The organism is Streptomyces longhuiensis (assembly GCF_020616555.1).
Classification (GTDB): domain Bacteria; phylum Actinomycetota; class Actinomycetes; order Streptomycetales; family Streptomycetaceae; genus Streptomyces; species Streptomyces longhuiensis.
In genome coordinates this window covers 5,411,689-5,423,820 of sequence record NZ_CP085173.1, presented here as the reverse complement: position 1 = coordinate 5,423,820, position 12,132 = coordinate 5,411,689, and the positions used below count along the sequence as shown (strand labels likewise).

Below are 12,132 nucleotides of genomic sequence, written 5' to 3'. Positions count from 1 at the left end.
ATATCAAGTTGGCGTCCCGCCCGCAGCGGCGCCCGCCGGGGGTTCGGCCCGCCGCGCCGCCCGGCCGGGTTTCAGCGCGCCGCGCCGGAGCGGCCCTTCATCGGATTCAGAACCCGCCCCGCACCCGCCAGGACGCCCTCCACGAGGAGCGCGAGCAACGCGACCAGGACCGCGCCGGCGACCACCTGCGGGGTGTCCTGGAGGTTGAACCCGGCCGTGATGATCCGCCCGAGCCCGCCCTTGCCGGCCATCGCGGCGAGCGTCGCCGTGGCGATCACCTGCACCGCCGCCAGCCGGATCCCGGTCATGACCATCGGGTACGCCAGCGGGAGTTCGACCCGCCGGAACACCTGTCCCCCGCTCATCCCCATCCCCCGCGCCGCCTCCACGACGGCCCGGTCGACCTCGCGCATCCCGATGTAGGCGTTGGTCAGCAGCGGTGGCACCGCGAACAGCACGAGCGCGATGAACGTCGGCAGGTCCCCGTGCCGGCCCAGCGGCGTCAGCGTGAGCAGGACGAGCACCGCGAGCGTGGGCACCGCGCGGCCCGCGTTCGAGATGTTGACCGCGAGGCCGCCGCCCTTGCCGATGTGCCCGAGCCACAGCGCGAGCGGCAGGGCGATCAGGCAGGACACGGCGAGGGTGACGCCGCTGAAGTACAGATGCTCGGCCAGGCGGTGCCACACCCCCTTGTCGCCCTGCCAGTTGGTCCCTGTCGTCAGCCAGTCGTAGGCCCCCGATATCGCGCTCATGCCGCCTGCGCCGCCTTCGCCTCACGTCGCCCCGTGTCGCCGGAGCCGCCACCCGGGCGGTCCGGACTGCCGGAGCGGTCCGTGCGTCTGCGTATCCGGGACGTCCCGGACGCGACGCGGGTCCAGGGGGTCAGCCACCGCTGGAGGCCGAGCAGCAGCAGATCGGCGCCCACGGCGAGGAGCACGCACAGCACGGACGCCGTGAGCACCTGGGCCTTGAAGTCGCTGTCGAGCCCGTCCATGATCAGCGTGCCCAGGCCGCCGTAGTCGACGATCGCGCCGACCGTCGTCAGCGCGACCGTGGAGACCGTGGCGATGCGCACGCCCGCGAGCATCGCGGGCAGCGCCAGCGGCAGTTCGACCTCCCACAACAGCCGGACCGGCCCGTACCCCATGCCGCGGGCCGCTTCTCTCGCCTCGTCCGGCACGGCCTGGAGGCCCGCCAGGAAGTTCCGCACCAGGATCGTCAGGGTGTAGAGGACGAGTCCGGTGATCACGAGCGAGGCGGAGAGCCCGAACAGCGGGAGCAGCAGCGAGAACATGGCCAGCGACGGGATCGTGTAGAGCACCGTCGTCAGGCCGAGCACCGGGCCCGCGAAGGCGCGCCGGTGCCGGGCCAGAAGGGCCAACGGGAAAGCGATCAGCACGCCGATCACGACGGAAGCGGCCGTGATGCCGACGTGCTGGACGACCGCGTCGACCAGCTCCGGCCTGCGGGTGCGCAGGTATTCCCCGCACACCCACTCATTGGTCACCATGCAATTGGGACTGCTCACCCGCCCCACCTCCCCCGAATCCCCGTACATATGTCTTGAAACCGTTCGCGCGAGCGCCTGATTCCGACTGCGGACGACCCTAGCCCCCACCACTGACAATCGCCGAGACCCCTCGTCACGACGCAACATGGCCTTCACACAGCGGCCGCCCGCAGGCGGCGACTGCCCGGCACAATGGGGACCCATGATCCGGTTCGAGCACGTCACCAAGCGCTACGCCGACGGGACAACGGCCGTCGACGACCTGTCCTTCGAGGTGAACGAGGGGGAACTCGTCACGCTCGTCGGCCCGTCGGGCTGTGGCAAGACCACCACGATGAAGATGGTCAACCGGCTCATCGAACCGAGCGAGGGCCGGATACTCCTCGACGGCGACGACATATCCGGCATCGACCCGGTCCGACTCCGGCGCCGCATCGGCTATGTGATCCAGCAGGTCGGCCTCTTCCCGCACAAGACGGTCCTCGACAACACGGCGACCGTCCCGCACCTCCTCGGCGCCAAGCGCGCCAAGGCCCGCGAGCGCGCCGCCGAACTCCTCGACCTCGTCGGACTCGACCCGCGCACCTTCGGCGACCGCTACCCCGACCAGCTCTCCGGCGGGCAGCGCCAACGCGTCGGTGTGGCAAGGGCGTTGGCGGCGGATCCGCCCGTACTCCTGATGGACGAGCCGTTCGGCGCGGTCGACCCGGTCGTGCGCGAACACCTGCAGAACGAGTTCCTGCGCCTCCAGCAGGCCGTGCGCAAGACGGTCCTGTTCGTCACCCACGACATCGAGGAGGCCGTCCGGCTCGGCGACCGGATCGCCGTGTACGGGCAGGGCCGGATCGAGCAGTTCGACACCCCGTCGACCGTCCTCGGCGCGCCCGCGACCGAGTACGTGGCCGACTTCGTCGGCGCGGACCGTGGCCTCAAGCGCCTGTCAGTGACGCCCATCGAGGAGAGCGACCTGGAGCAGCCGCCGGTCGTGCATCTCGACGACCCGCTGCCGGCGAAGCTCGACGCCCCCTGGGCGGTGGTCCTCGACGGCGACAACAACCTGCACGGCTGGATCTCCGCGGAGCACGCGCGCGTGCACGGCGGCACGGTCCGCGAGCACGCCCGCCGCATGGAGGCGTGGCTGCCGGTCGGCGCCTCCCTCAAGCAGGCGTTCGCCACGATGCTCCAGCACGACGCGGGCTGGATCGCCGTCATCGACGAGCACAGCGAGGGCCGCTTCCTCGGCGTCCTCACCCCCGCGCGGCTGCACGAGGCGCTGCGCCGCTCGACGGCGGCGGACGCCCGGGACATCCCGCGCGCGGAGGTCGAACTGGAGACGGTGACGGGAGCCTGAGGGTTCGTGAGCCCCGGAGCGTGGGCCCACGAAGCCCCCGAGCCCTACCAGCCCCCAGCCTCTACGCCGTGATGCGCGCGCTCACCCACACCAGCGTGGCCGGGATCTCCCGGCGCCAGGTGTTGAAGTTGTGGCCGCCGCTGTCCAGGACGATCGAGGAGATACCGGTGGGCGGCTTCACCTTGCGGATGAACCTCATCGTGTTCCCGTAGTTGCTCTCGCCGCGCTTGCTCGTGGTGACCAGCAGTGACGTGGCGGGCGGCCTCCTGTGCTCCAGGGTCCACAGCAGGTCGGCGCGCCGCTCCAGTGCCTCGTCGCCGTGGAAGAGGTCGCCCGTGGTGGGGTCGACGGGCGCCTTGTAGTACGCGGACAGGCCCGCCCCCGCGCCGTAGACCCGAGGGTGGTGCATGGCGAGTTTCAGGGCGCAGTAGCCGCCCGTGGAGTCGCCCACGATGCCCCAGCCGCCGTGCTTCCTGTTGACCCTGTAGTGGGCCGAGATGATCTGGGGCAGGTCACGGGCGAAGAACGTCTCCGTCTGCGGGCCGCCCGGCACGTCCACGCACTCCGTGTCCCTCGGCGGCGCCACGGTCGGGCGCATCATCACCAGGATCATCGGCCGCATCGCGCCCGCCCTGGCCTGCTCGTGGGCGGTGGTCGGGTAGCGAAGTCCCTTGAAGAGCGCCTCGGCGGTGCCGGGGTAGCCGGTGAGGACGACCGAGGCGGGGAACGTGTGGTCCCTGAAGTGGTGCCTGAAGTACTCGGGCGGCAGATAGACGTACGCGGACGTGGCGATGTGCGACCGCTTCCCGACGATGTCGACCTTCTGGATCTGGCCGCCGACCTTGGGCCGTGAGCCGCCCGGCACGTTCACGTACCGCGTGCCGACCACCTGAAGGGGCCCCCGGGTGCGCACCGCGCCGAGGTCGGTGACCACGCCCTGGCCCTGCTCCCGCCCGAGGAGGTCGTCCCACGTGGCGTAGAACCCGAACGCCTGGTTGGCACCGAGTCCGACCGAGAGGAACAGCGCGAGCTGCGTGGCGAGCAGCAGGCCCACCCGCCCGGCGACGGAGCCCCAGGTGCGGCCCGCCAGGCGTGGCCACAGCCAGACCGTGCCGGCGAAGAGGAGCACGGCCAGTAAGACCGAAAGCGCAAGGACCTTGCTGCTCGTGAGACCCATCGTGCTCCAACCGCCTGCGCTTTCTGGCTTCTGAACCTTTTCCGCCGGTTTACCTGGCCGAGTGAACCCGCCTCCCACAAGTCCCGTCCTAGAGGGCGCAATGTGACCGGATGCCGGAAATGGCACCGGCTTCGAGCCCTCTCGCGGAACTACGGGATGCGATGTCTGTCAGGATAGATGCCGATATGTCGGGCGGGGTTCCGGGCAGAACGCAACATCTTCGCCGGATACTGCGGGGCCCCCGGCCCGAGGCCGTCCCCACCCTGATCGCCCGCGCCTGCATCCTCGTCGGACTCCTCGACATCGCGGCGGGCGTCTTCCCCCGGTTCCGGCACAGCCGCATGTACGCGCTGGCCGAGGTCCTGCCCGGAGCCCTCGGCCCGTTCGCGGCCGCACTCGCCCTCAGTACGGGCGTCCTGCTGCTCCTCCTCGCGCACGGACTGCGCCGCCGGAAGCGGCGGGCCTGGCGCGCGGCCGTGGTGCTCCTGCCCCTGGGCGCGCTCGCGCAGTTCGCGTACCGGCACTCCCTGCTCGGCGTGCTGATCCCGCTCGTACTGCTCACGATGCTGCTGCGCCACCGGAGTGAGTTCGCGGCGCTGCCCGACCCGCGCAGCCGCTGGCGGGCGCTGGCGAACTTCGTGCTCATGGGCGCCGGTTCCATCGTCATCGGCCTCGTCGTCGTGAGCGCCCACCCGAAGAAGGTGGTGGGCGACCCGAGCCTGTCCGACCGTCTGGAACACGTCCTGTACGGCCTGTTCGGCATGGACGGGCCCGTCGACTACGCGGGCCGCACCTCCTGGACCGTGGCCTGCTCGCTCGGTGCGCTCGGCCTGCTCACCGCGCTGACGACCATCTATCTGGCGTTCCGCCCCGAACACCCGGCCGCACGCCTCACCGAGGACGACGAGGCACGCCTGCGCTCCCTCCTGGACAAGCACGGCGCCCGCGACTCCCTCGGCCACTTCGCGCTCCGCCGCGACAAGGGGGTCGTGTTCTCGCCCAGCGGCAAGGCGGCCGTCTGCTACCGCGTCGTGTCCGGCGTGATGCTCGCGAGCGGCGACCCCGTCGGGGACGTGGAGGCGTGGCCCGGAGCCATCGAGCGGTTCATGGACGAGGCCAAGGCCCACTCGTGGACCCCGGCCGTCATGGGCTGCTCGGAGACGGGCGGCGAGGTCTGGACCCGCGAGACCGGCCTCGACGCACTCGAACTGGGCGACGAGGCGGTGGTGGACACCACGGATTTCTCCCTGGCCGGGCGTGCGATGCGCAACGTACGCCAGATGGTCAAGAGGATCGAGCGCAATGGCTACGAGACCCGGGTGCGGCGCATCCGTGACCTCGGCGACCAGGAGCTGGAGCGGATCAGACGCGCCGCCGACGACTGGCGCGGCACCGACACCGAACGCGGCTTCTCCATGGCGCTCGACCGCATCGGCGACGCCGCGGACGGCGACTGCCTGGTCGCCACGGCCCACAAGACCGACGACCCGGCCGGCCCCCACGGCGACCTGAAGGCCGTACTCCACTTCGTTCCCTGGGGCGCCGACGGTGTCTCCCTCGACCTGATGCGCCGCGACCGCGCCGCCGACCCCGGCATGAACGAACTCCTCATCGTGGCCGCCCTCCAGGCCGCCCCGGAGCTCGGCATCACACGGATCTCGCTGAACTTCGCGATGTTCCGCGCCGCCCTCGCGCGCGGCGAGAAGATCGGCGCGGGCCCGGTCCTGCGGGCCTGGCGCGGGCTGCTCGTCTTTCTGTCCCGCTGGTTCCAGATCGAGTCGCTGTACCGGTTCAACGCGAAGTTCCGGCCGCGCTGGGAGCCCCGCTTCGTGATCTACCGCTCCCCGCGCGACCTGCCCCGGATCGGCTTCGCCGCCATGCAGGCGGAGGGCTTCGTGAACCTCGGCATGCCGCGCGTTCTGCGGTGGCGTACGGCCGCGCCCCGGCCCTGCGCCCACGACGGCGCGCCCGACGGCGGTCCGCGCGGGGTACGGGCCGCCTGAGGCCGGTCCCGTATCCCGCCGTGGCACGGCCACCGGGCCGCCGGGCCTAGGCTGGAAGGCATGAGCACGTCGCAGGGCCGTCGCGGCCACGTCACAGGCCTTCCCGAATGGGACCGATGCGCGGTCATGGGAGTCGTCAATGTGACGCCCGATTCCTTCTCCGACGGGGGCCGCTGGTTCGACACGACGGCCGCCGTGAAACACGGCCTCGACCTGGTCGCACAGGGCGCCGACCTCATCGACGTCGGCGGCGAGTCGACCCGCCCCGGCGCCACCCGCGTCGACGAGGACGAGGAGCTCAAGCGCGTCATCCCCGTCGTGCAGGGCCTGTCCTCCGAGGGCGTCGCCGTGTCCGTCGACACGATGCGCGCCTCCGTGGCCGAGCGCTCCCTGGCGGCCGGCGCCTCCCTCGTCAACGACGTCAGCGGCGGCCTCGCCGACCCGGCGATGATCCCCGTCGTCGCCGCGGCGGGCGCCCCCTTCGTCGTCATGCACTGGCGCGGCTTCCTGGAGGGCGGCAACGTCAAGGGCACGTACGAGGACGTGGTCTCCGAAGTCGTCGCCGAGCTCCACGCGCGCGTGGAGGCCGTCATCGAGGGCGGCATCGCCCCCGAGCGCATCGTCGTCGACCCGGGCCTCGGCTTCTCCAAGGAGGCCGCCCACGACCTGAAGCTCCTGGCCCACCTGGAGGAGCTGCGCGCGCTCGGCCACCCCCTGCTGGTCGCCGCCTCCCGCAAGCGGTTCCTCGGCCATGTGCTGGCCGGCGACCAGGGCGCCCCGCCCCCGGCCCGAGAGCGCGACGCCGCCACGACCGCCGTCTCCGCGATCGCGGCCCATCAGGGCGCCTGGGCGGTCCGCGTCCACGAGGTCCGCGCCACGGCGGACGCGGTGCGCGTCGCCCGCGCCGTAGAGGGAGCCCAGTGACCCCACCGAGGGAGCCCGACGAGCCGCGCGGTGCGGCAGCCCGGCGCACCGACGCAGAGGCCGTGGAGCGCGCCAACCGCGCCTTCTACGAGGCACTGGAGCAGGGCGACTTCGAACTTCTGACGGCGCTCTGGCTCGCCCCCGAGGACGTCTCGTACAGCGAGGACTCCGACGAGGTCGAGGACACGTCCATCAGCTGCGTGCACCCCGGCTGGCCCGTGCTCACCGGCCGCGGCGAGGTCCTGCGCTCGTACGCGCTGATCATGGCGAACACCGAGTACATCCAGTTCTTCCTCACGGACGTGCACATCAGCATCGTCGCCGACACGGCTCTGATCACCTGCACCGAGAACATCCTCAGCGGCGGCCCGGCCCCCGAGGAGGGCGACGAACTCGGCCCGCTCGTCGGCCAGCGCGTCGTGGCCACGAATGTGTTCCGTCGCACACGTGACGGCTGGAAACTGTGGTCGCATCACGCGTCGCCCGTACTCGCCGAGTCCGAGACCGAGGGCGACGCCGACGAGGAAAGCGACGAGACGCCCTCCTGAGCGGCTCCTGACGGGGTGGGCGGGTCCACGTGGCCCCCACGTGATTGCCGGAGCGCGCTGGTGGGTAGGGGCGCGGCTACCAGCCATGAGCCGCCCTGTCCATAGCCCCCGCGGGCGAACGCTGTCGGTGCTCGCAGGTAGATTCGATCGAGGCTGGTGTGCCGACCGCACTCGGTACGAACCCGCCGCTACCGACGATTGCAGGAGTGATTCGCGTGGATCGTGTCGCGCTGCGCGGCCTCAAGGCCCGCGGGCACCATGGCGTCTTCCCCAAGGAGCGCGAGGAAGGCCAGACCTTCATCGTTGACCTGGTGCTCGGACTGGACACACGCGCGGCCGCGGCCGACGACGACCTGGCGAAGACCGTGCACTACGGCATCGTGGCGGAGGAGGTCGTGGCCGTCGTCGAAGGCGATCCGGTCGATCTCATCGAGACGCTCGCCGAGCGCATCGCCGGGACGTGCCTGAAGCACGAAGGAGTCCTGGAGGTCGAGGTCTGCGTCCACAAGCCGGACGCCCCGATCACCGTCCCCTTCGACGATGTGACCGTCACCATCACCCGGAGCCGAGTATGACTGCATCTTTCACCGAGGGCCCCAGCGACCCGACCGTACAGCCGGTGCCCGCCTCCGTGGTGGAACAGGTGGACGCGGCCGACACCACGCTCTCCAACCCCAAACGCGCGGTGGTCGCCCTCGGCTCGAACCTGGGGAACCGCCTCGAGACGCTCCAGGGCGCCATCGACGCGCTGGAGGACACCCCCGGCGTCCGGGTGAAGGCCGTCTCGCCCGTCTACGAGACCGAGCCGTGGGGCGTCGAACCGGGCAGCCAGCCCGCGTACTTCAACGCGGTCATCGTGCTCCGCACGACCCTTCCCCCGTCGTCCCTCCTGGAGCGGGCGCACGCCGTCGAAGAGGCCTTCCACCGCGTCCGTGAAGAGCGCTGGGGCGCCCGCACGATCGACGTCGACATCGTCGCGTACGCCGACGTCGTCTCCGACGACCCCGTCCTCACGCTGCCCCACCCGCGCGCACACCAGCGGGCCTTCGTCCTCGCGCCCTGGTTCGACGTGGAGCCGGAGGCACAGCTGCCCGGTCACGGGCCGGTGGCCGAGCTGCTCGCCGCGGTCACCCGCGAAGGTGTCGCGCCGCGCGCCGACCTGGAACTCCAGCTGCCCGAATAGTCGTTAGGGTCATGCGGGCACACGAAGACAGCGCGGGGACTGAGGGGCGACCACCGGAATGAAGCAACTGCGCATCAGGACGCTGGCCGGCCTCTTCCTCGTCGCCGGTGTACTGAGCTGGGCGGCCGCCCGCCTGTGGGACTCGATCGGCACGCTGCCGAGGGTCCCGCTGGCGGCGCCGATCGTCCTCGCCGTGATCGCCGTCATCCTGCTGGCGACCGCGCTCTCCATCCGGGCCCGGCTGCGCGCCCAGCGCGAGCGGCGTCCCGGCGCCAAGGGCGTCGACCCGCTGATGGCGGCCCGCGCCCTCGTCTTCGGCCAGGCCAGCGCCCTGGTCGCCGCCCTGGTCGCCGGGTTGTACGGCGGCACGGGCGCCTTCCTGCTCGAGCACCTCGACGTCCCCGCCCGCCGCGACCAGGCGATCTACGCCGGTTTCTCGGTTCTCGCCGGCATCGCCGTAATAGCGGCCGCCCTCTTCCTGGAGCGCGTCTGCAAGCTCCCGGAGGACGACGACGAGAACCACGGCGGGGCCGCACCGGCGGCCTGACCCGTGGCCTGACCAGCCGAGGGCCCACCGAGCGCCCGCGGGCCATCAGGGACCCGCGACGTGCCGGCCTCGTGCCTGCCGCGTGACCGCGAGGGCTCAGCGCGCGATGATCAGGCTCATCGCCTCATTGCGCGTCGCCGGGTCGCGCAGCTGGCCGCGCACCGCGGACGTGATGGTCTTCGCGCCCTGCTTGCGCACCCCGCGCATCGTCATGCACATGTGCTCGCACTCGACGACCACGATCACGCCGCGCGGCTCCAGGATCTCCATCAGGGAGTCGGCGATCTGCGTGGTCAGGCGCTCCTGGACCTGCGGGCGCCGGGCGTAGACGTCCACGAGGCGGGCCAGCTTCGACAGACCGGTGATCTTGCCGTCGTGCGACGGGATGTAGCCGACGTGGGCGACACCGACGAACGGCACCAGATGGTGCTCACAGCTGCTCTGGACCTCGATGTCCTTCACCAGGACCATCTCGTCGTGACCGAGGTCGAAGGTCGTCGTGAGGACGTCCTCGGGCTTCTGCCACAGGCCCGCGAATATCTCCTTGTACGCCCGGGCCACCCGCGCCGGCGTCTCCTTGAGGCCCTCGCGGTCCGGGTCCTCACCGACCGCGAACAGCAGCTCACGCACGGCGTTCTCGGCCCGCTTCTCGTCGAACTCGCCGATCGGTCCCCCGCCGTCCAGCGTCACCGGGTCGGTCATCTGTGCCTCTTCCTTGAACAAAGAACCGCGTCCCCCACACCGTAAGGCGTGGGGGACGCGGTTATCCATTCCGGGGTGATCAGGCCTCGGGGCTGTCCGTAGGAGCGATGTCCAGCCCGGACTCGACGCCCGTTGCCGTGCCGTTCGAACCGTTCGTCAGCGACAGCTCCCTGGGGGAGAGCACCGGCGGGCGGGTCGAGGGGGTGCGGCGGGAGGAGCCGGTCCACGCGGGGCGGGCCGGGCGCTTCACGATCGGAGCGAAGATCTCGGCGATCTGCTCCTTGTTCAGCGTCTCCTTCTCCAGGAGCGCGAGGACCAGGTTGTCGAGAACGTCTCGGTTCTCGACGAGGATCTCCCAGGCCTCGTTGTGCGCGGTCTCGATGAGCTTCTTGACCTCTTCGTCGACGAGCGCGGCGACCTCTTCCGAGTAGTCGCGTTGGTGCGCCATCTCCCGGCCGAGGAACGGCTCGGTGTTGTCGCCGCCGAACTTGATCGCGCCGAGCCGCTCGGTCATGCCGTACTGCGTGACCATGGCCCGCGCGGTCGCGGTCGCCTTCTCGATGTCGTTCGCCGCGCCCGTGGTCGGGTCGTGGAAGACCAGCTCCTCGGCCGCGCGCCCGCCCAGCATGTAGGCGAGCTGGTCGAGCATCTCGTTGCGCGTGGTGGAGTACTTGTCCTCGTCGGGCAGGACCATCGTGTAACCGAGGGCCCGTCCACGGGACAGGATCGTGATCTTGTGCACCGGGTCGGAGTTGGGCGAAGCCGCCGCGACCAGGGCGTGTCCGCCCTCGTGGTACGCGGTGATCTTCTTCTCCTTGTCGGACATGATCCGGGTCCGCTTCTGCGGGCCCGCCACCACACGGTCGATCGCCTCGTCCAGCATCGAGTTGTCGACGAGCTTGAGGTCGCTGCGCGCCGTGAGGAGCGCCGCTTCGTTCAGCACGTTCGCCAGATCGGCGCCGGTGAAGCCCGGGGTACGCCGGGCGACGGCGGACAGGTCGACATCGGGTGCGACCGGCTTGCCCTTCTGGTGAACCTTGAGGATCTCCAGACGGCCCTGCATGTCCGGGCGGTCGACCGCGATCTGCCGGTCGAAACGTCCCGGGCGCAGCAGTGCCGGGTCGAGGATGTCGGGCCGGTTCGTGGCGGCGATCAGGATGACGCCGCCCTTCACGTCGAAGCCGTCCATCTCGACGAGCAGCTGGTTGAGCGTCTGCTCGCGCTCGTCGTGACCGCCGCCGAGACCCGCACCGCGGTGCCGGCCGACAGCGTCGATCTCGTCGACGAAGACGATCGCCGGGGCGTTCGCCTTGGCCTGCTCGAACAGGTCACGGACTCGGGAGGCACCGACACCGACGAACATCTCGACGAAGTCGGAACCCGAGATCGAGTAGAAGGGAACCCCCGCCTCACCGGCAACGGCGCGCGCGAGCAGCGTCTTACCGGTTCCGGGCGGGCCGTAGAGCAGCACACCCTTGGGGATCTTGGCGCCGACGGCCTGGAACTTCGCCGGCTCCTGGAGGAACTCCTTGATCTCGTGGAGCTCCTCGACGGCCTCGTCCGAGCCCGCCACATCGGCGAACGTCGTCTTCGGGGTGTCCTTGGTGATGAGCTTCGCCTTGGACTTCCCGAACTGCATGACTCGGGAGCCGCCGCCCTGCATCTGATTCATCAGGAACAGGAAGACGACGACGATCAGGACGAAGGGGAGCAGGGAGAGCAGGATCCCCACGAAGGCGTTCTGCTTCGTCGGAGCGACGGTGTACCCGTCGGGAATCTGCTTGTCCTCGAACTTGGCCTGCAGATCCTTGGCCACCTCGACGCCCTGGTCGCCGATGTAGCTCGCCTGGATCTTGCTGCTGCCCTGGACCTTCTGGCCGTCCTTGAGCTCGACCTTGATGTTGTTTTCGTCGCCGGTGGTCAGCTTGGCCGACTGCACCTTGTTGTCGTCGATGGCCTGAATGACCTGGCCGGTGTCCACTGTCTTGTAGCCACCGGACGAACCGACGACCTGCATCAACACGACCACGGCAAGGACGGCCAGCACGATCCACATGACCGGCCCACGGAAGTATCGCTTCACGTCCATCCATACGGAGCGATGCCGCCCCGTCCCTCCTGCCATAGTGAGTTTGATAAAGGCTGTTTTGAAGACTGTTCTTCGGACGGTACCCCAGCATTGTCACC

Annotated in this window: 12 protein-coding genes; 7 read left to right on the top strand and 5 right to left on the bottom strand. The window is 70.4% G+C overall.

All coding sequences use genetic code 11. From position 1 onward, the window contains the following. Positions 1-71 precede the first annotated feature (71 nt). The gene (locus LGI35_RS25125) at positions 72-752 is read right to left on the bottom strand and encodes an ABC transporter permease (protein WP_227296604.1); all 681 of its coding nucleotides are present in this window, start codon (positions 750-752) and stop codon (positions 72-74) included. Continuing rightward, positions 749-1,528, bottom strand: coding sequence for an ABC transporter permease (locus LGI35_RS25120; RefSeq protein ID WP_227296603.1), 780 nt, complete (start codon positions 1,526-1,528; stop codon positions 749-751). Before LGI35_RS25120 ends, LGI35_RS25125 begins: the two co-directional genes overlap by 4 nt. 184 nt (positions 1,529-1,712) lie before the next feature. Between LGI35_RS25120 and LGI35_RS25115 the strand changes: the two genes are divergently transcribed. Further along, the gene (locus LGI35_RS25115; RefSeq protein ID WP_227296602.1) at positions 1,713-2,861 is read left to right on the top strand and encodes an ABC transporter ATP-binding protein; all 1,149 of its coding nucleotides are present in this window, start codon (positions 1,713-1,715) and stop codon (positions 2,859-2,861) included. Positions 2,862-2,922: 61 nt separating this feature from the next. Here the strand turns inward: LGI35_RS25115 and LGI35_RS25110 are convergent, their stop codons facing one another. Next, entirely contained in the window at positions 2,923-4,038 is a 1,116-nt protein-coding gene (locus tag LGI35_RS25110; protein WP_227296601.1) for an alpha/beta hydrolase, read from the bottom strand. A gap of 185 nt (positions 4,039-4,223) precedes the next feature. Here LGI35_RS25110 and LGI35_RS25105 point away from each other — a divergent pair, with 185 nt between their 5' ends. From LGI35_RS25105 to LGI35_RS25080, 6 genes are all read left to right on the top strand, one after another. Further along, positions 4,224-6,041, top strand: coding sequence for a phosphatidylglycerol lysyltransferase domain-containing protein (locus LGI35_RS25105; protein ID WP_227296600.1), 1,818 nt, complete (start codon positions 4,224-4,226; stop codon positions 6,039-6,041). Between the two features lie 60 nt (positions 6,042-6,101). Continuing rightward, a complete protein-coding gene (gene folP, locus LGI35_RS25100; protein ID WP_227296599.1) occupies positions 6,102-6,965 on the top strand; it encodes a dihydropteroate synthase in 864 nt (287 codons plus the stop codon). Further along, complete coding sequence (locus tag LGI35_RS25095; protein ID WP_227296598.1) at positions 6,962-7,513, top strand: nuclear transport factor 2 family protein; 552 nt, start codon at positions 6,962-6,964, stop codon at positions 7,511-7,513. The genes folP and LGI35_RS25095 overlap by 4 nt, the downstream gene beginning before the upstream one ends. Positions 7,514-7,728: 215 nt before the next feature. Further along, a complete protein-coding gene (folB, locus tag LGI35_RS25090) occupies positions 7,729-8,088 on the top strand; it encodes a dihydroneopterin aldolase (protein WP_116511517.1) in 360 nt (119 codons plus the stop codon). Further along, on the top strand, positions 8,085-8,696 hold the full coding sequence (folK, locus tag LGI35_RS25085) for a 2-amino-4-hydroxy-6-hydroxymethyldihydropteridine diphosphokinase (protein WP_227296597.1): 612 nt from the start codon (positions 8,085-8,087) through the stop codon (positions 8,694-8,696). Before folB ends, folK begins: the two co-directional genes overlap by 4 nt. 58 nt (positions 8,697-8,754) lie before the next feature. Continuing rightward, positions 8,755-9,243: a DUF3180 domain-containing protein gene (locus LGI35_RS25080; RefSeq protein ID WP_227296596.1), complete on the top strand. Its 489-nt coding sequence runs from the start codon at positions 8,755-8,757 to the stop codon at positions 9,241-9,243. 96 nt (positions 9,244-9,339) lie between these two features. On the opposite strand, the gene folE is transcribed toward LGI35_RS25080, so the two are convergent. Both folE and ftsH read right to left on the bottom strand, forming a co-directional pair. After that, positions 9,340-9,945, bottom strand: coding sequence for a GTP cyclohydrolase I FolE (gene folE / locus LGI35_RS25075; protein ID WP_227296595.1), 606 nt, complete (start codon positions 9,943-9,945; stop codon positions 9,340-9,342). 79 nt (positions 9,946-10,024) lie between these two features. Next, a complete protein-coding gene (ftsH, locus tag LGI35_RS25070) occupies positions 10,025-12,034 on the bottom strand; it encodes an ATP-dependent zinc metalloprotease FtsH (RefSeq protein WP_227296594.1) in 2,010 nt (669 codons plus the stop codon). Positions 12,035-12,132: the final 98 nt, after the last annotated feature.